This is a genomic window from Lentzea fradiae (assembly GCF_900100955.1).
Taxonomy (GTDB): domain Bacteria; phylum Actinomycetota; class Actinomycetes; order Mycobacteriales; family Pseudonocardiaceae; genus Lentzea; species Lentzea fradiae.
The window spans coordinates 1-18,269 of the sequence record NZ_FNCC01000016.1; the positions used below are offsets into that span (position 1 = coordinate 1).

Here is an 18,269-nt window from a genome sequence, read left to right on the forward strand (position 1 = left end):
ACCGCTGACATAGCGACGCACGACCTCGAGCTTGAACTCGAAGGTGAACGACCGTCTGTCCGGCTTGTCCATCAGCGCTCCCGCGCTCCACAACCTCCAACGATCGTGCAAGCGTCGCACCGCCGCCGCGGACACCTCCAACCGGGTCGCGACAGCATCTCTGCCATACCCGGCCTCGAACAACGCAACAGCGGACTCCCGCTGCTGCTCAGACAACGAACTCTGTGGACGCAACGAACCACTCCCCGGAGAGTCGGAACTGGATTCCCAGTCCAACTTCCGGGGAGCGGTTCAGATGTGCGGTGGGCGGCCCTTTGGCGGTGTTCAGTCGATTCCGCGGACGATGTGGTCTTCGTTCTCCGGTGGCCATATGTCGCTGTTTTCCATGCCCACGAAAGTAGGTGTGGTGATTCAGCTCTCACTTGAGCACCGGTCGTCGTTGCCGGTCGTCGTGGTTCAGTCGTCGAGCAGGGCCACCGCACGAGTCCAGCCGGCACCGGCGCCCTTGATCTTGACCGGGAACGCGACGACGGTGAAACCGAAGTCCGGCAACGCCTCCAGGTTCGACAGCCGCTCGATCTGGCAGTACTCGCGGTCGCGGCCGGCGAAGTGCGCAGGCCACAGCACGCCCTGGTCCTTCGTCGCCAGGTACCGCTTGACGATGTCCGGGAACGGCGCGTCCAGGCTGAACGCGTCGGTCGCGATCACCTTGACCCCCAGGTCCAGCAACAGGTTCGTCGCGGGACCGTCGAGACCGGTGTAGTCGGTGAAGTAGGTCTGGGTGCCCGCGTGCTCGGCGGCACCGGTGTCGAGGATGACGATGTCCATCGGCTTCGGCGTGTACCCGATGCGCGCGAACTCCTTCTCCAGCACCTCCGGCCCGATCACGCCGGTGCCGTGCCCGCGGACGTCGAGCTTCACGCCGGGGTTGTGGAACCACTCCAGCGGCATCTCGTCGATGTGCCGGGGAACCCCGGTGCCGTACGTGGTCTTCGAGCCGTAGTGCGACGGCGCGTCGACGTGCGTCCCGGTGTGCGAGGTCAGGCTGATCCGGTCCAGCGTGAGGAACTCCGAGTCCCGCAGCACGGACACGTCGAACTCGATGCCCAGCCGCGCCTTCAGCTGCTCGGCCATGTGCTCGGCACCCTGTGCGGCGGTGAGCACCTCGTGCGTCACCGGGTCCGCTTCGTACGCGGATGCGTCGATGTGGGAAGACAGATCGATGATGCGCATGACGCTGAGCGTGGCGGGCGTTCCTTGAGCACGTCTCAAGACGCGGTGGGCATGGTTTTCCCAGTCTTGCACCGCTTTTCCGGAGGAGCCACCTCATGATCACCTTCGTCAACCGCTTCACCCTCACCGGTGACCCCGAGGAGTTCGAGAAGGCTTTCGACGAGACGGCCGCCTTCCTGCGCGAGCAGCCGGGCCTGATCAGATACACGCTGTCGCGCCAGCTCGACGACCCGGCCTCCTACATCAACATCGCCCTCTGGGAGAGCGCCGACGCCCTGCGCGCCGCGCTCGCCCACCCGGACTTCGGCAACCACGCCAAGGCGATGCGCGGCCTGGCGGAGTCCACCGGCGCGATCTTCAGCCCGCGCCTGTCGTTCGAAGCCTGATGGCCCCGCTGGAGGGCCTGCGGGTGGTCGAGTTCGGCGGCATCGGCCCCGGCCCGCACGGCGCGATGCTGCTCGCCGATCTCGGCGCGGAGGTCACCCGCGTGGAACGCCCGTCCGGCGGCCTGTCCGTGGTACCGGACGCCTCCCGCGACTTCCTGTTGCGCGGCAGGCGTTCGGTCTCCGCGGACCTCAAGTCCCCCGAGGGCCGCGCCGCCGTACTGGCACTCGTGTCGGAGGCCGACGTCGTCATCGAGGGTTTCCGCCCGGGAGTCCTGGAACGCCTGGGCTTGGGCCCGTCCGACTGCCTCGCGGTGAACCCAAGACTCGTCTACGCGCGCATGACCGGCTGGGGCCAGGACGGCCCGCTGGCCCAACGAGCCGGCCACGACATCAACTACCTGTCGGTCACCGGAATCCTGCACGCCATAGGCAAACCCCCGCTGAACTTGGTCGGCGACTTCGGCGGCGGATCCCTCTACCTGGTGCTGGGCGTGCTCTCGGCCCTCTGGGAACGCCACCGCACCGGCCGAGGCCAGGTGGTCGACGCCGCGATCGTCGACGGCGTCGCCTCGCTGGCCCAGATGATCTGGTCGATGAAGGCCCAGTCGGTCTGGGAGGACACCCCCGACGCGAACCTCCTCGACGGCGGCTGCCCGTTCTACGCGACCTACGAGTGCGCCGACGGCCGCTCCGTAGCGGTCGGATCACTAGAACCGCAGTTCTACGCCCTCCTGCTGGCCGGCCTCGACCTGACCGACGCGGGCCTCCCACCCCAGCACGACCGCGACGGCTGGCCCTTGCTGCGCAAGGCGTTCGCCGACGCCTTCTCCACCCGCACCCGCGACGAGTGGGCCGAGGTGTTCGCCTCCTCCGACGCGTGCGTGACGCCGGTGCTGACACTGGACGAAGCCACGTCACACCCACACCTGACGGCCCGAGGCGTGTTCACCCCGGACGGCGCCGCCGTCCCGGCACCCCGCTTCTCGTCGTAGCAGGCGGTGGTGTGGCCGGGCAGGCGGAGTGGTCGGGGACGTGGTAGCCGGGGGACTGAGTAGGCAGGCTGGTGGGGGAGCGCGGACGGAGCAGCCGGGCTGGCGGAGTAGCCGGGCGGCGTAGCTGCACCAGGCGGCCTCCAGGCCACCACCTGCCGGCCCCGCCCCGCCCGCTGCCCGCTCCACCCGGCCCGGTCCTGCTCGGCTCCGCCTCGTCCGGGCCTGCTCCGCTCGGCTCGGCTCCTCCCAGTCCCGCTCCGCCCGCCGCTGCCCGCTCCGCCTGGCCCGCTCCGCCTGGCCCGGTCCTGCCCGGCCCTTGCTCCTCCCGGCCCCGCTCCTCCCAGCCCGCTCCGCCCAGCTCCACCCCGGCCCGTCCCTGCCCGCGCACCCATCCCCACCTCCCACAAGCGCGCCCACCGCGCCTGCTCACCCACCAGCACCCACTCGGCGGCGTGCCCTGCCGCCGACTAGATTGGGTCTCCGTGGAACTGCGCATCTTCACCGAGCCCCAGCAGGGCGCGAGCTACGACGACCTGCTCCGCGTGGCGCGGACGGCGGAGGACGCCGGCTACGGCGCGTTCTTCCGCTCCGACCATTACCTGAAGATGGGGTCCGCCGACGGGTTGCCCGGCCCGACCGATCCCTGGATCACCTTCGCGGGTCTTGCCAGGGACACGTCCCGCATCCGCCTCGGCACGCTGATGACCGCCGCGACGTTCCGCTACCCGGGACCGCTCGCCATCAGCGTCGCCCAGGTCGACCAGATGTCCGGTGGCCGCGTGGAGTTCGGCATCGGCGCCGGGTGGTACGAGGCCGAGCACACCGCCTACGGCATCCCGTTCCCGGCGGTGGGGGAGCGCTTCGAGCGCTACGAGGAACAGCTCGCGATCATCACCGGGCTGTGGGAGACGCCGCTCGGCGGCACGTTCTCGTTCGAGGGCAAGCACTACTCGCTCACCGACGCGCCCGCGTTGCCCAAGCCGGCGCAGGAGCACGTCCCGGTGTTGATCGGTGGCACAGGCGCTCGCAGGACCCCGGCGCTGGCGGCGTCCTACGCGACCGAGTTCAACCTGCCGTTCGTCGGCATCGACAAAGCCGTCGAGCAGTTCGCTCGTGTCGACGCCGCGTGCGCCGAGATGGACCGCGATCCCAGCGAGATCATTCGTTCCGCCGCGCTCGTCGCGTGCGTCGGGCGCACCGACGCCGACGTCGCCCGCCGTGCCGCGGCGATCGGGCGCGAGGTGGACGAACTCAAGAAGAACGGCTTGGCCGGCTCCCCGGCGGAGGTCGTCGACCGCATCGGCCAGTGGCGTGACGCGACCGGCATCCAGCGCGTCTACCTGCAGATCCTCGACCTCGCCGACCTCGACCACCTCAACGACATCGCGATGGACGTCGCACCGCAGCTGACCTGATATATCGGATATCAGTCGATCCCGTATATCGGATGCGATATACGGGATATCAGCTCAGGGCGGCGCGGACGGACGACGGCGTCGGCAGCACGTGCTGCGCGAAGCGACGCCGGCGTCCGATATATCGCAGTTGCAGCGCCGGGTCGTCGAAGTAGCGCTTTTCCAGACCGTCCTCGCCGAGCACCAGCCGCAGGCCGCGTCCGAGCATCGACGGCGTGTCGAGGCCGAAGCGGTCGCGCAGCACGTCGGCGGCGGCGTGGTCGTCGAAGTCGAGGGCGGCCCGCCGGACGGCCTCGACGGGCACGAGCAGGTACGGCTCGTCGGCGTGGACGCCGTCGCGGTGCGCGATGCCGAGCGCGGTCAGCGCCTTCTGGTGCGCGCCGCCGTCGAGGCCGAGGTAGAAGCGCTCCCAGTCGCCGACCTGGATCTCACCCGACCAGGTCCGCACGGGAGCGGCGACCGCCTGTCCGCCGAAGGTGAAGCCGCCTGCCAGTGCCGTGACCGTGACACCGGCAGCCGTGAACAACTGGCGTCGGGACAGTTCCACGACGCACCCCCTCCGCAAGCGATGCCCGCGGTTCCCCGCCGCAGGGTTACGGAATGCTAGCGAAGGTGATACCCGGAGCGACGGGGCCAGAGCGGGTCAAAGTGCGGTCCGTCAGGGGGAGAGTGCCGTCGAGCGCCGCCAGCACAGCGTCACGGGCCATCGGCAGCACCTCGGCGACCGTCACGTCCCTGCCCAGTTCGTGCGAGAGCGAAGCGACGCCCGCGTCCGCGATGCCGCACGGGATGATGTCGCCGAACGCGTCGAGGCTCGCGTTGCAGTTGATCTCGAAGCCGTGCATGGTCACGCCGCGCTGCACGCGGATGCCGATGGCGGCGACCTTGCGCTCGGGGCCGCGGTCGTCGGCGGGCAGCCACACGCCGCTGCGGCCCTCGACCCGGCCGGTGTGCACGCCGAGCCGGTCGCAGACCTCGATGAGGCCCTGCTCGACGCGGCGGACGTAGTCGACGACGTCCATCGGCTCCGCCAGCTTCACGATCGGGTAGCCGACCAGCTGCCCAGGACCGTGCCAGGTGATCTTGCCGCCGCGGTCGACGTCGATGACCGGCGTGCCGCTCCCGCGCGGGCGCTCCTCGTCAAGGGTGCGCCGGCCGCACGTGTAGACGGGCGGGTGCTCGAGCAGCAGGAGCGTGTCCGGGCCGGTGCCGTTCGCGCGTTCCTCCGCGATCTCCTTCTGGAGGTCCCACGCCGCCATGTAGTCGATGAGCCCCAGCTCACGGACGACGACGGGGTCTGACGAGGTGCGGGACGAGTTCACGACCCGACGTTACCAACCCCAGCGCGGTGGCGGCCAAGAGTCCGACCCCCGTCACACCCAGCACCGCGCCGATCACGTCGGTGACCCAGTGCCTCTCCAGCACGATCCGCGCGAACCCGGCCACCAGCACCGCGAGAACCGACCACAGGACGCCACGTCCGAGCAGCACCACCAGCGTGAACGCCGTCGAGGCCACCGCGATCGTGTGCCCGCTCGGATAGCTCGGCAGGTGGTACTCGACGGGCCGGACGCGGTCGAACAGGAACCTCGTCAGCAGCGTCGCGCAGCACAACCCGTGCAGCGCCAGCGCCTTCCACAGCCGCACGTCGCGCCGCCGCCAGGCGAGCACGAACAACACCGCCGCGAACGACCACCCGAGCGTCGGCCCGAGCACGAGGCTCACGACGAACGCGACGTCCCGCAGCCACTCCGGGCGCGGCAGTGACTCGTGCACCCAGGCGTCCAGCGCTGTCACCTCGGGCAGTCCCAGCAGGACCCACGAGATCACCAGCACCGCCGCGAGCGCACGGGTCATGCGACCGCCGCCGTCAGCGCGGACGGCAACGAGGGGTGCATGAACGTGAACCCGTGGCTTTCCAGGACCTTCGGCGTGAGCCCCGGCGCGGCCAGCAGCAGCTCGTGCGCCATCTCGCCGCCGAGCAACGTCTTCAACGCGAACGACGGCACCGTCCACGGCGTCGGACGCTTCAAGGCGTGGCCGACGGCCTTGGTGAACTCGGCGTTCGTCGCCGGTGTCGGCGCGACGACGTTGACCGGGCCGCTGATCTCGTCGTGCTCGGTGACGAACCGGTAGGCGGACACGACGTCGTCCAGCGAGATCCACGGGAAGTACTGCTCGCCGGTGCCGAGCTTGCCGCCGAGGAAGAACTGGAACACCGGCTTCAACCGGCCGAACACACCGCCCGAGGGCGAGATGACGACGGCGGTGCGCATCAGCACGACCCGCACGCCGCCTTCCCGGGCCGCGGACGTCGCCGCCTCCCAGTCCCGGGTCAGCCGCGACAGGTACATGTCTCCCAGCGGCGCGTCCTCGTCCACGATCCGCGAGCCGGTGTCGCCGTAGAAGTGCGCGCCGGAGGCGTTGATCAACGCCGGCACGCCGTGCTCGACGACCGCCGCCGACAGCACCTCGGCCGGCACGACGCGGCTGTCGTGCAGCACCTGCTTGCGGGCGTCGTCCCAGCGCTTGTCGCCGATGCCCGCGCCGCACAGGTTGATGACGGCGCCGACACCGTCGAAGGTGCCGTCGTCGATGCGCCCGGCGTACGGGTCCCAGCTGCGCTCGTCGGGGGCGGCGGCCTTGCGGCGCACCAGCCGCAGCACCTCGTGACCGGCGGCGCGCATCGACGCCACCAGGCTCGTTCCGATCAGGCCCGACGATCCCGCGATGGCAACTCGCATGGGTAGATCGTTCCGCACCGCCTCGCCACCTGCACAGCCAAAAGACGCATATCGGACCCGTGATGTGCCGAAGGCCACCCCGGTGGTCCGGGGTGGCCTTCGGTCAAGATCCGATATATCGGATATCAGTGCTGCTCAGCGGCGTCAGAGACCCAGGTCGGCCTCGAACGCGCCCTCCTCCAGACGGTTCTTCACCGTCGTGAGGAAGCGGCCCGCGTCCGCACCGTCGACCAGGCGGTGGTCGTAGGTGAGCGCGAGGTACATCATCGAGCGGATCGCGATGGTGTCGTCGCCGCTCTCGTCGGTGATGACGACCGGGCGCTTCTTGACGACGCCGACGCCCAGGATGCCGACCTGCGGCTGCTGGATGATCGGGGTGTCGAAGAGGGCGCCGTTGCTGCCCAGGTTGGTCAGCGAGAACGTGCCGCCGGTGAGCTCGTCCGGGGTGAGCTTGTTCGAACGGGCGCGCGTCGCCAGGTCGCCGATCTTGTGGGCGATGCCCGACAGGTTCAGGTCACCGGCGTTGTGGATCACGGCGTTGAGCAGGCCGCGCTCCGTGTCGATCGCCATGCCGAGGTGCTCGGCACCGTGGTAGGTGACCTCCTTGCGCTCCTCGTCGATCGACGCGTTGAGCACCGGGTGGGCCTTGAGCGCCTCGATGGCGGCCTTGGCGAAGAACGGCAGGAACGTGAGCTTCACGCCCTCACGCGCCTCGAACGCCTTCTTCGCCTGGTTGCGCAGGCGGGCGATCTTGGTGACGTCGACCTCGAATACCTGGGTGAGCTGGGCCGACATCTGCAGCGACTCGCGCGTGCGCTGCGCGACGATCTGGCGCAGGCGCGGGAGCTTCTGCACGGTGCCGCGCTTGCCCGAGTTGTCGACCGGCGCCGGGGCGGCGGTGCGGGCGGCGGGCGCGGCGGCAGGAGCGGCGGCGGGAGCGGGCGCCGGAGCCGGGGCCTTCTTGGCCTCGACGGCGGCGAGCACGTCCTGCTTGCGGATGCGGCCACCGACGCCGGTGCCCTTCAGCGTCGCCAGGTCGATGCCGTTCTCCGACGCGAGCTTGCGCACCAGCGGAGTGACGTACGGCGTGCCGTTCGCGTCGTCCGAGGACGAGGACGCGGCGGGCGCCTGCTGCTGAGCCGGGGCCGGCTCCTGCTTCGGGGCCTCCTGCCGGGGAGCCTCCTGCTTCGGGGCCGGTGCCGGAGCGGACTCCTGCTTCGGCGCCTCCTGCTTCGGCTCGGGCTTGGACTCCGGCTCGGGCGCCGACTGCGGGGCCGGGCTGCCGGAACCGACGACGGCGAGCTTGCCGCCGACCTCGACGGTCTCGTCCTCACCGGCGACGATCTCGAGCAGCGTGCCCGCGACCGGCGACGGGATCTCGGTGTCGACCTTGTCGGTCGAGACCTCGAGCAGCGGCTCGTCGACCTCGACGCTGTCGCCGACCTGCTTCAGCCAGCGGGTGACGGTGCCCTCGGTGACGGACTCGCCGAGCGCGGGCATCGTGACGTCGGTGCCCTCGGCGGAACCGCCACCGGACTGCGCGGGGGCCGGGGCCTCCTGCGCCTCCTCGGAGGGCTGGGTGCCGGACGGCTGCGTCTGCTGCGGCTCCTCCTGCGCCGGTTCCTCCTGCGCGGGAGCCGGCGCCGAGTCGGAGGAACCGCCGTCACCGTCGCCGATGACCGCGAGCTCGCCGCCGACCTCGACGGTGTCGTCCTCCTGGGCGACGATCTTCTGCAGGACGCCCGCCGCGGGGGAGGGGATCTCGGTGTCGACCTTGTCGGTGGACACCTCGAGCAACGGCTCGTCCACCTCCACCCGGTCGCCTTCCTGCTTCAACCACCGGGTGACCGTGCCCTCGGTGACGCTCTCACCGAGTGCGGGCATCTGGACGGAGAAGGCCATTGTTCGCTGACTCCTCGTGCTCTCGTGTGGCTGACTTTGTGTGGGGACGGTCAGCCGTGCACGTGCAGCGGCTTGCCGGCCAGGGCGAGGAACGCCTCGCCGAGGGCTTCAGTCTGGGTCGGGTGGGCGTGGATCAGCGGAGCCACGTCGTCCGGGTAAGCCTCCCAGCTGTAGATCAGCTGTGCCTCACCGATCAGTTCGCCGACGCGTTCGCCGACCATGGTGATGCCGACGACGGGGCCGTCGGGCGCCTTGACGAGCTTCACGCCGCCCGCCGTCTTCAGGATCTGGCTCTTGCCGTTGCCCGCGAGGTCGTACACGAACGTCTCGGCGGAGCCGTACTTCTCCTTGGCCGCGGCCTCGGTGAGACCGACGGACGCGACCTCGGGCTTGCAGTAGGTGACGCGCGGGATCCCCGCCTCGTCGATCACCTTCGGGTTCTGGCCCGCGATCTCCTCGGCCACGAAGATGCCCTGCTGGAAGCCGCGGTGCGCGAGCTGCAGGCCCGGCACGATGTCGCCGACCGCGTAGACGTTCGGCAGGTTCGTGCGCAGGCGCTCGTCGGTGACGACGAAGCCGCGGTCGATCTTGACGCCGGCCTCCTCGTAGCCGTGGCCCGCGGTGTTCGGGCCGCGGCCGACCGCGACGAGCAGCAGGTCGGCGTCGAGGACGTCGCCGTTCTCCAGCGTGACCGACACACCGTCGCCGGACTGCGTGGCGCCGGTGAACTTCACGCCGGTCTTGAACTTGATGCCGCGCTTGCGGAACGCGCGCTCCAGCTGCTTGGACGCGTACTCGTCCTCGGCGGGCACCAGGCGGGGCAGGGCCTCCACGACGGTGACCTCCGCGCCGAACGAGCGCCACACGCTCGCGAACTCCACGCCGATGACGCCGCCGCCGAGGACGACGACCTTCTCCGGGATGAAGTCCAGGTTGAGCGCCTGGTCGCTGGTGACCACCCGGCCGCCGATCTCCAGACCGGGGAGGCTGCGGGCGTACGAGCCGGTCGCGAGGACGACGTTCTTGCCGACGTAGCGCTGACCGTTCACCTCGACGGCGTTCGGCCCGACGAACGTGCCCGCGCCCTCGACGAGCGTGACCTTGTTGGCCTTCGCGAGACCCTGCAGACCCTTGTAGAGCCGCGAGATCACGCCGTCCTTGTAGGAGTTGACGCCGGCGATGTCGATGCCCTCGAGCGAGGACTTCACACCGAACTGGTCGCCTTCACGCGCGTTGTCCGCCACCTCGGCCGCGTGCAGCAGCGCCTTGGTGGGGATGCAACCGCGGTGCAGGCAGGTGCCGCCCAGCTTGTCCTTCTCGACCAGGACGACGGACAGGCCGAGCTCTGCCGCGCGGAACGCGCAGGCGTAGCCGCCTGAACCACCGCCGAGGATGACGAGATCGGCGTTGGTGGCCGACTCCAGTTCCGGCGAAGTCACTTCGGATCTCCTCGGGATTACTTACTACGCGCGGGTGCGCGCGAGGTACGCGGCCATCTTGTCACTAGTTGCCGGAGCGCGGTGATCCGGGCATGGGCTGACCAGGTCACGATCCTGATCATTCACCCGGTCATAACACCCGTACCTGGCACCATGGAGGTGCCGAGCCTGGGAGGTGCCCGATGGGCCTGTTCGACCGTTTTCGCAGGAAGCCACGTCCTGGCGTGCTGCGGACGGCCTCCAACCAGGACACCAGCCACCTCGAGAAGTGGGCCGCGAGCCGGCGCGGCGTCGAGGCGTACGTGGAACCGAAGACCACGGTGACGGAGACCACTGTGGTCCTGGTCGCGCACGACGGCGAGTGGACCCGCCGCCGTGTCGCCTCCCCGGACGCCGCGCGTTCGTTCGCGCGCAAACTGGGCATGCCGATCTACGACGCGGGAATCGTCGGTTACCCGAAGCGCATGCGCGATTACACCGCGCGGCAGAAAAAGCTCGGCAACGGCTAAAGCGCCGACACGGCCGCGGCGATCCATTCGTCGCTCGCCCCGACGTCACCGAAATCCGGTGCGGGCCTGCCGCTGATCGTCTCGGTCAGCGTGACGTACCGGTCGAGCAGAACACCGAACCGCGTGGCGGCCCGCCGTGCGTGCTCGTCCACCTCGGGAGCGGTCTCGGTCATCGACCGCCTCAGCTCGCCGAGGTCCGGTTCCCGCCCGGTCACCCCGGCCGTGAGCCGGGCGAGCGTGGCGAGCAGACGGCCGGCGATCTCCTTGCCCTCCGGCGAGTCCGGGTCGACGCCGGCGCGTTCGGCGTCCCGGGCCTCGATCTGCGCGACGCGGTGCGCCTCCATGCCCGCGAGCATCTCGGGACTTGTGACGACGGTGGACTTCGGTGAGGCGAAGGCGGTGTGGAAGAACTCGCGCACCTCCGCGCGGAAGTCCGCGTCCCGCACCATGTCGGCGAGCTCGATCCACGCCTGCAACTGCTCGCTGTCCGGTTCCTCCGGCAGCACGGGCCGCATGCCGTGCAGGTGCTCGACGAACGCCGGGTGCACGTCCAGGCCGTCGGTGACCTCGTTCCAGAACTCGTCGAGCAGCCGTTCACGGTCCTCATCGGACATTGACACGAGCTCCTGCATCAACGAGATCCGCCGCGCGTCGGTTTCCTGGCCCACGATGGTCCGCAGCACCGCCCGCCGGGCCTTGAGGTGCCGCAGCTGCCGTTCGACGATCACGAGATGCGTGGTGGCGAGGTCTTGCAACGACGTCTCGTCGGCCAGCAGCCGCCGCACGTCTTCCAGGCTCGCGCCGAGGTCCCGCAGGGTTCGCACGAGCTCCAGCCGTGCGACGGCCTCGACGTCGTAGAGCCGGTAGCCGCCGTCGGTGTGGCTCGTGGGCTTCACGACGCCTTCTTCGGCGTAGAACCGGATGGCGCTCACGCTCAGTCCGGTGCGGCGCGCGACGTCTCCGATGGGGTACAGCGGTGGGGTGGTCATGACGACCACCGTCGTGTCTCAAGCAGCTTGAGACTCAAGCACTTTCTCCTGTGACGACCGGCTCGTGCCGCACCGGGAAGTTGACGCTCGCGGCGATGAAGCACATCGAGTGCGCCTTCTCGTGCAACGCCTGCGCCGTCTCGCGGGTCGCGGGATCGGCGACCGTGACGACCGGGTTGAGGACCACCTCGGTGAACCGCCCCGACCCGTCGGGGTGCTCGGCCATCGTGCCGGTCGCGTGGTCGCGGTAGGCGGTGACGACGACGCCGTTGACCGACGCCAGGTGCAGGTACCAGAGCATGTGGCACTGCGACAGCGACGCGAGCAGCAGCTCCTCGGGGTTGTACCGGGAGCGGTCGCCGCGGAACGCCGGGTCGGACGAGCCGGGGATCGTCGGCTTGCCCTCGGCCACGACCTCGTGCGCGCGTTCGTAGGACTGGTACCCGGCCGTCCCGCTGCCGGTGTTGCCCGTCCACGTGACGTCGACCTCGTACTGATGCGTCCCCATGTGGAAATTCTGACCCGCCCGCGCCCGCGGGGAAAGCGAACGGGCGGAGAACCCGGAGGTTCCCCGCCCGTTGACCGGAAGCGGTCAGCCCTTGGCGGCGATGTCCGCCAGCACGGCCGCGATGGTGCGGACCGGGACACCGGTGCCGCCCTTCGAGGTGTAGCCGTACGGGCCGCCGTTGTGGAACGCCGGGCCGGCGACGTCGATGTGAGCCCACTGCACACCCTCGGCCACGAACTCGCGCAGGAACAGGCCCGCCGCGAGCATGCCGCCCCAGCGGTGCCCGGTCACGTTCGCGAGGTCCGCGAGCCGCGAGTCGAGGTCCGCGCGCAGCTCCTCGGGCAGCGGCATCGCCCAGGCCGACTCGCCGACCGCGGTGCCGATGGCGGCGACCCGGTCGCGGAACTCGTCGGAGCCCATGACGCCCGCGGTGCGCTTGCCGAGCGCGACGACCTGCGCGCCGGTCAGCGTCGAGGTCTCGATCAGGTAGTCCGGGCCGTCCTCGCACGCGCGCACGATGGCGTCGGAGAGGATCAGGCGGCCCTCGGCGTCGGTGTTGAGCACCTCGACGGTCTTGCCGCCGTACATGGTCAGCACGTCGCCGGGGCGGTAGGCGTCACCGGACGGCATGTTCTCCGCCATCGGGATCGACGCGGTGATCTCCAGCGGGTACTTGAGCTTCGCGGCCAGCACCATCGTGGCGACGATCGCGGCGGCGCCCGCCATGTCCGAGGTCATCTCGTCCATGCCCGCGGCCGGCTTGATCGAGATGCCGCCGGTGTCGAACGTGATGCCCTTGCCGACGAGCGCGACCTTCTTGGTGGCCTTGGCGCCCTTGTAGGAGATGCGCACGAGGCGCGGCTGGCGGGTGGAGCCGCCGCCGACGCCGAGGATGCCGCCGAAGCCCTGCTTCTTGAGCGCCTTCTCGTCGAGCACCTCGACGTCGAGACCGGCGGCCGTGGCGAGCTTGGCGGCGCGGTCGGCGAACGAGGCCGGGTACAGGTCGTTCGGCGGGGTGTTGACGAAGTCGCGGGCGGTCGTGACGGCGTCGGCGATCGCGACGGCGGCCTTCAGCGCGGCCTTGTTCTCCTTGGAACCGGCGGCGTGCAGGTCCACCTTCGCGACCGGACCCTCGCCCTTGTCGGACCGGTACTCGGTGAACGAGTAGGCGCCGAGCAGCGTGCCCTCGGCCGCGGCGCCGACGTGCACGGCGGCCAGGGTGTTGACCGCGCGCTTCTTGCCGGCCAGCGCGCGGGCGGCGACGCCGGACGCGCGGCGGACCTGGTCCTCGCCCGCGGTCTGGCCGAGGCCGACGGCCAGCACGAGCGGGGCGGCGATCTTGCCGAAGGTCGGCACCTTCACCAGCTCGTCGGTCTTGCCGGACGCGCGCAGCGTGCCGAGCACGTCGAGCAGGGAACCGTCGAACGCGGCGTCGACAGCCTCCGAGCCGGGGGCGAGCTCCAGCCCGTCCGCACCCTGCAGGGTGCCCACGACGACTGCGTCCGCGGCGGTGGTGCTGAGGTCACCCTCGGTGAGGGCCAGCTTCGGGGCTGTCACGTGCTGCTCCAGGTTGTGCGTGTGAGGGCTGGGATCGTGACCCATGCTAAAGGTCAGGCTGCTCCACGACGCCGAGGCCCGCCACGTTCGACGCAATCCGTGACGTTCACAGTTGCTCTCAGTCGCGATTCGCCCGTTCCGCTCATCATTCGACCGGGTGGTTACGGCCGGTTGCCGCATCTGAGAACGTGTACCGGTGACCCACACGCCTCGCGAGATCGTGACGACGGTCGCGCTCGGTCTCCCCGCGGTGCTCGGTGCCGGGGTCTTCGCCGGATTCGCCCCCGCCGCAGGACTTGCCGGCTGGTGGCTGCTCCCGGCGCTGGTACTGGCCGCGCTCGCCGCCCTGTGCTCCGCCTTCTCCACCGCCGACCAGTCCAGGGCCTACCCGGACGCCGGGGGCGGTTACGGATACGTACGGGCGCAGCTCGGCGTGTGGCCCGCAAGGATGACAGCGAGTGCTCATCTGGTCGGACGAGGCGCGATGGCCGCGGCGGTCGCGCTGATGTTCGGCACGTACGTCGTGCCGGAGCAGCCGGTGCTCGGGGCGCTCGCGCTCGTCGTGATGACCGCCGTGCTCGGGGCGGCCGGGTTCCGCTTCACACCCCGGGTCAGCACGGCGGTGTCGGTGGTGGTCCTGGGCGTGCTCGCGCTCGTCGTCGCGTCGGTCTTCTCGATCGAGCCGGTGCCGTCGGCGGGGGAGACGGGCACCGCGAACGAGCTCATCGGCGTCGCCGGCCTGCTGTTCACGGCGTTCGCGGGCTTCGAACGCGTCACCGCCCCCTACCGGGGTGAGCGGACGCATTCCCCGGCGGCGTTGAGGATCGCGATCCCGGTCCTCATCGGACTGTCGCTCGTGGTGTACCTCGCCGTGGGCGCCGGTGTGCTTCGTCAGCTCGGCAGCGCACGCCTCGCGTTGTCGCCCGCGCCGTTGCGGGACGCGCTCATCGCGGCGGACGCGTCGGCGTTGGTGCCGCTGGTGCAGATCGGCGCGGCGGTGGCCGGAGTGGCCGCGCTGCACTTCGTCCTCACGTCCGCGCACCGCACGTTGACCGCTTTGAGCGAGGACGGAGACCTGCCGACGCGACTGAGGCCGGTCGTGCTGACGGTCGTCGTTGCCGCCGCGTCCGCTCTCGCCGTCGTGCTCATGCCGTTGACGCTGGCGCTGGCTGTCGCGGCGTGCGCGACGTTGTTCTACTACGCCTTCACCAACGCGTCCGCTCGAGTTCTGCTGCAGAACGACCGCACGTGGCCCATGCGCACCGCTTGTCTCGGACTCGGGCTCGCCGTGCTGCTGGCGATGAGCACTCCGGTGCCCGCACTGCTCGTCTCCCTCGCGGGACTGGCCGCGGGCACCGGCCTCATCGGACTGACGGCGGCGCTCAGGTCGTCGCTGAAAGAAAGACGAACAGCGTCACCAGCACACACGCCGCCAGCCCGAACACCCGGCCGTTCGTAGCCGGTTTCTCCTGGCTGATGGCGTAGTAGCCGCCCAGGAAGGCCCCGGCGAAGACGATCCCGGCGACGACTCCGCCGATGCCGCCGAGGACCCATCCGTCGAGCAACGTCATGCCGGTCCCCAGCACCAGCAGCGCCGCCTGGGAGACGGTGCGGACGTCCGCCGCTGTCGAAGATCCCTCTTCCTTGGTCATGCCAGGGCACTTTATAGAGTCCGAGCTGCCAGGAGGCCGGAGTGGGAGTTAGTAGGACGTCCGAGTTTTGGGAAGACGATTTTCCGTAGCCCCACCTGCGGGTTACCGTTCTCCCATGACGAGCGAGTTGCCTTTCACCCGGACTCCCCACCCGCACCCGGCGACCCCGGAGCGGGTAGCGGAGGTACTTGCGAAGCCGGGCTTCGGGCAGCACTTCACCGACCACATGGTGACGATCCGCTGGAATCGCGAGCAGGGCTGGCACGACGCCGAAGTCGGCCCGTACTCCCCCCTCGCGCTGGACCCCGCGGCAATGGTGCTGCACTACGGCCAAGCGATCTTCGAAGGGCTCAAGGCGTACCGCCAGCCCGACGGTTCGATCGCGTCGTTCCGCCCCGCGGCCAACGCCGAGCGCTTCCGCCTCTCGGCCCGCCGCATGGCGATGCCCGAGCTCCCCGACGAGCTCTTCCTCTCCTCGGTGCGGCAGCTGCTCGCGGTCGACAGCCGCTGGGTGCCCTCGGCCGAGGAGGAGTCCCTCTACCTGCGGCCGTTCATGATCTCGACGGAGAAGGGCCTCGGCGTGCGACCCGCGTCCGAGTACCTCTACGTGCTGATCGCCTCCCCCGCCGGCTCCTACTTCTCCGGCGGGATCCGCCCGGTGAGCGTGTGGCTCTCGACCGAGTACGTCCGCGCGGCCCCCGGCGGCACCGGTGCAGCCAAGTTCGCCGGCAACTACGCCGCGTCCCTCGTGGCGCAGGCGCAGGCCGCCGACAAGGGCTGCGACCAGGTCGTCTGGCTCGACGCGGTGGAACGCCGCTGGGTCGAGGAGATGGGCGGCATGAACCTGTTCTTCGTCTTCGGCGACAAGGTCGTCACCCCGGAGCTGACCGGCACGCTGCTGCCCGGCATCACCCGCAGCTCACTGCTCCAGCTCGCCTCCGACCTCGGCCTGACCGTCGAGGAGCGCCGCATCTCGACCGACGAGTGGGAAAAGGCCAGCGCCTCCGGTGAGCTCACCGAGGTCTTCGCCTGCGGCACGGCCGCGGTCATCACGCCGGTCGGCCACGTCAAGCACGCCGGTGGCGAGTTCGACATCGCGGGCGGCGCCACCGGACCGGTGACGATGAAGCTGCGCGAGCGCCTGACCGGCCTCCAGCACGGCCACGCCGCCGACGACCACGGCTGGATGACCAAGCTCGGTTAGGCGATCACCAGCACGGCCAGGAGCGCGATCTCGGCGGCGGCACCGAGCACGTCACCGGTGACGCCGCCGAACCGCTTCCCCGTGTGCCTCACCAGCAGCCAGACGAGCGCACCCGCGACGACGACGGCGACGACCGCCCGTGACCCGAGCGGAACCGCCGCGACCGCCAGCACCACCCACGTGCCGGCGACGAGCAACGGGTGCTGTGTGCCCGCCACGAGCGCACCGAGTCCTTCGGGCCGTGCGGCGGGCACACCTCGCAGGCAGCAGATCCCGAACGCGGCGCGGCTCGTCGCGAACGCGAGCACGACGACGCCCCAGTCGGCGTGGGGGATCGCCGCGGCCTGCGCGCCGAGCACGACGATGAGCGTGACGACGCCGAACGGTCCGGCGCCGCCGTCCTTCATGACCTTCAACGCCCGCTCGGGCGGCCCGTAGCAACCGAGCCCGTCGGCGACGTCGGCGAGCCCGTCGACGTGCATGCCACGGGTGACGAGCGCGACGACGCCGACGACCAGGAACCCGGCCACGAGCGCCGATATATTGGATATCGCGAGCAACTTGAGCGCGACGACCGCGAACGCGCCGAGCAACACGCCGACGAACGGCGTCCAGGCGATGGCCCGTCCCGCCGCTGTGCGGTCGACGTCGTCGACGCGCAGCGGCAGGACCGTCAGCCAGCTGAGCGCGAGCTTCATTCCCTGTTCGTGATCCCGGCGCTTTCGAACGTCGCCATCTCCGCGAGCACCTTCACCGCCGAGACGAGCAACGGCAGCGCCGCCACCGCGCCGGAACCCTCGCCGAGCCGCATCTCGAACTCGAGCAGAGGCTTCAGGTTGAGGTGCCCGAGCGCGATCGCGTGGGCGGGCTCCGCCGACTGGTGCCCGGCCACCCACCACTCGCGCGCCCCCGGCGCCAGCTCCTCGGCGACGACGGCGGCGGCGCCGACGACGACGCCGTCCAGCAGGACCGGGGTCTTGCGCACGGCGGCCTGGGCGAGGAACCCGGCCATCGCGGCGATGTCCGCGCCACCGGCAGTGGCGAGCAGCGCCGTCGGGTCGCTGATGACCAGCCGGGCCCGGCGCAGCGCGTCGCGGATCGCCGCCGTCTTGCGCATCCACGCCTGGTCGTCGATGCCGGTGCCGCGCCCGACGACCGCGACGGGCTCCGACCCGGTCAGCGACGCGATCAGCACGGCGGCGGGCGTCGTGTTGCCGATGCCCATGTCGCCCGCGATCAGCACGTCCGCGCCCGCGTCGACCTCCTCGTCGGCGACCGCCCGGCCGGCCGCGATGGCCAGTTCGCACTGCTCGCGGGTCAGCGCGTCCTCGCGGTCGATCGACCCGGACGACCGGCGCACCTTGTGCGTGCTGACCGCGGTGGGGGTGTCGGCGTCCACGGCCATGTCGACGACCCGCACGGTGGCACCCGCGACCTGTGCGAGCACGTTCACGGCGGCGCCGCCGGTGAGGAAGTTCGCGACCATCTGGCCGGTGACCTCGCTCGGGTACGCCGACACGCCCTGCGCGGTGACGCCGTGGTCACCGGCGAAGACGACGACCCGCGGCCGCACGAACGGCTTCGGCGGCACGACGCCCTGGCAGGCCGCGACCCAGTTGCCCAGGTCCTCCAGCCGTCCGAGGGAGCCGACGGGCTTGGTCAGCACCGCGTGCCGTGCCTCTGCCTCGCGCAGAACGGCCTCGTCCGGCGGTTCAACCGGCGGGAACTCGGTGCTCACC

General features: G+C 70.6%; 19 protein-coding genes. 6 read left to right on the forward strand and 13 right to left on the reverse strand.

Going from position 1 to position 18,269, the window contains the following annotated elements; translation table 11 throughout:
- Positions 1-456: 456 nt before the first annotated feature.
- A complete protein-coding gene (locus tag BLT23_RS31965; RefSeq protein ID WP_090056184.1) occupies positions 457-1,233 on the reverse strand; it encodes a cyclase family protein in 777 nt (258 codons plus the stop codon).
- A 95-nt stretch (positions 1,234-1,328) separates the two neighbouring features.
- Here BLT23_RS31965 and BLT23_RS31970 point away from each other — a divergent pair, with 95 nt between their 5' ends.
- From BLT23_RS31970 to BLT23_RS31980, 3 genes are all read left to right on the forward strand, one after another.
- The gene (locus BLT23_RS31970) at positions 1,329-1,619 is read left to right on the forward strand and encodes an antibiotic biosynthesis monooxygenase family protein (protein WP_090056186.1); all 291 of its coding nucleotides are present in this window, start codon (positions 1,329-1,331) and stop codon (positions 1,617-1,619) included.
- Complete coding sequence (locus tag BLT23_RS31975) at positions 1,616-2,611, forward strand: CaiB/BaiF CoA transferase family protein (protein WP_176947033.1); 996 nt, start codon at positions 1,616-1,618, stop codon at positions 2,609-2,611. Before BLT23_RS31970 ends, BLT23_RS31975 begins: the two co-directional genes overlap by 4 nt.
- Positions 2,612-3,093: 482 nt before the next feature.
- The gene (locus BLT23_RS31980; protein ID WP_090056192.1) at positions 3,094-4,026 is read left to right on the forward strand and encodes an LLM class F420-dependent oxidoreductase; all 933 of its coding nucleotides are present in this window, start codon (positions 3,094-3,096) and stop codon (positions 4,024-4,026) included.
- A gap of 49 nt (positions 4,027-4,075) precedes the next feature.
- Here the strand turns inward: BLT23_RS31980 and BLT23_RS31985 are convergent, their stop codons facing one another.
- The 6 genes from BLT23_RS31985 to lpdA form a co-directional block, all read right to left on the reverse strand.
- Positions 4,076-4,573: a hypothetical protein gene (locus tag BLT23_RS31985; protein ID WP_090056195.1), complete on the reverse strand. Its 498-nt coding sequence runs from the start codon at positions 4,571-4,573 to the stop codon at positions 4,076-4,078.
- Positions 4,574-4,619: 46 nt separating this feature from the next.
- Complete coding sequence (lipB, locus tag BLT23_RS31990; protein ID WP_090056200.1) at positions 4,620-5,348, reverse strand: lipoyl(octanoyl) transferase LipB; 729 nt, start codon at positions 5,346-5,348, stop codon at positions 4,620-4,622.
- Entirely contained in the window at positions 5,305-5,883 is a 579-nt protein-coding gene (locus tag BLT23_RS31995) for a phosphatase PAP2 family protein (protein ID WP_090056203.1), read from the reverse strand. Before BLT23_RS31995 ends, lipB begins: the two co-directional genes overlap by 44 nt.
- Positions 5,880-6,770: a TIGR01777 family oxidoreductase gene (locus tag BLT23_RS32000; RefSeq protein WP_090056208.1), complete on the reverse strand. Its 891-nt coding sequence runs from the start codon at positions 6,768-6,770 to the stop codon at positions 5,880-5,882. The genes BLT23_RS31995 and BLT23_RS32000 overlap by 4 nt, the downstream gene beginning before the upstream one ends.
- 144 nt (positions 6,771-6,914) lie before the next feature.
- Positions 6,915-8,672 carry a 2-oxoglutarate dehydrogenase, E2 component, dihydrolipoamide succinyltransferase gene (gene sucB, locus BLT23_RS32005; RefSeq protein ID WP_090056211.1) on the reverse strand — a complete coding sequence of 586 codons (1,758 nt, stop codon included), beginning with the start codon at positions 8,670-8,672 and terminating at the stop codon, positions 6,915-6,917.
- Between the two features lie 50 nt (positions 8,673-8,722).
- Positions 8,723-10,111 (reverse strand): dihydrolipoyl dehydrogenase, encoded by a 1,389-nt coding sequence (lpdA, locus tag BLT23_RS32010; protein ID WP_245744415.1) that lies wholly within the window; start codon positions 10,109-10,111, stop codon positions 8,723-8,725.
- Between the two features lie 182 nt (positions 10,112-10,293).
- Here lpdA and BLT23_RS32015 point away from each other — a divergent pair, with 182 nt between their 5' ends.
- Positions 10,294-10,620: an oxidoreductase gene (locus BLT23_RS32015; RefSeq protein ID WP_090056215.1), complete on the forward strand. Its 327-nt coding sequence runs from the start codon at positions 10,294-10,296 to the stop codon at positions 10,618-10,620.
- On the opposite strand, the gene BLT23_RS32020 is transcribed toward BLT23_RS32015, so the two are convergent.
- From BLT23_RS32020 to BLT23_RS32030, 3 genes are all read right to left on the reverse strand, one after another.
- Positions 10,617-11,609, reverse strand: a complete 993-nt coding sequence (locus BLT23_RS32020) for a helix-turn-helix domain-containing protein (RefSeq protein WP_090056854.1) — start codon at positions 11,607-11,609, stop codon at positions 10,617-10,619. The genes BLT23_RS32015 and BLT23_RS32020 overlap by 4 nt on opposite strands.
- Before the next feature lie 34 nt (positions 11,610-11,643).
- The gene (locus tag BLT23_RS32025) at positions 11,644-12,117 is read right to left on the reverse strand and encodes an OsmC family protein (RefSeq protein ID WP_090056219.1); all 474 of its coding nucleotides are present in this window, start codon (positions 12,115-12,117) and stop codon (positions 11,644-11,646) included.
- A gap of 84 nt (positions 12,118-12,201) precedes the next feature.
- On the reverse strand, positions 12,202-13,674 hold the full coding sequence (locus BLT23_RS32030; RefSeq protein WP_090056859.1) for a leucyl aminopeptidase: 1,473 nt from the start codon (positions 13,672-13,674) through the stop codon (positions 12,202-12,204).
- Positions 13,675-13,870: 196 nt separating this feature from the next.
- Here BLT23_RS32030 and BLT23_RS32035 point away from each other — a divergent pair, with 196 nt between their 5' ends.
- Positions 13,871-15,133, forward strand: a complete 1,263-nt coding sequence (locus BLT23_RS32035; protein ID WP_090056222.1) for an APC family permease — start codon at positions 13,871-13,873, stop codon at positions 15,131-15,133.
- Here BLT23_RS32035 and BLT23_RS32040 read toward each other — a convergent pair.
- Positions 15,057-15,326, reverse strand: coding sequence for a hypothetical protein (locus tag BLT23_RS32040; RefSeq protein ID WP_090056226.1), 270 nt, complete (start codon positions 15,324-15,326; stop codon positions 15,057-15,059). The genes BLT23_RS32035 and BLT23_RS32040 overlap by 77 nt on opposite strands.
- 115 nt (positions 15,327-15,441) lie before the next feature.
- Between BLT23_RS32040 and BLT23_RS32045 the strand changes: the two genes are divergently transcribed.
- Entirely contained in the window at positions 15,442-16,530 is a 1,089-nt protein-coding gene (locus BLT23_RS32045) for a branched-chain amino acid aminotransferase (RefSeq protein ID WP_090056229.1), read from the forward strand.
- On the opposite strand, the gene cobS is transcribed toward BLT23_RS32045, so the two are convergent.
- Positions 16,527-17,228 carry an adenosylcobinamide-GDP ribazoletransferase gene (cobS, locus tag BLT23_RS32050; protein WP_090056233.1) on the reverse strand — a complete coding sequence of 234 codons (702 nt, stop codon included), beginning with the start codon at positions 17,226-17,228 and terminating at the stop codon, positions 16,527-16,529. The two genes, BLT23_RS32045 and cobS, sit on opposite strands and share 4 nt — an antisense overlap.
- Positions 17,225-18,268 carry a nicotinate-nucleotide--dimethylbenzimidazole phosphoribosyltransferase gene (cobT, locus tag BLT23_RS32055; RefSeq protein ID WP_090056237.1) on the reverse strand — a complete coding sequence of 348 codons (1,044 nt, stop codon included), beginning with the start codon at positions 18,266-18,268 and terminating at the stop codon, positions 17,225-17,227. The genes cobS and cobT overlap by 4 nt, the downstream gene beginning before the upstream one ends.
- Between the last annotated feature and the right edge of the window lies 1 nt (position 18,269).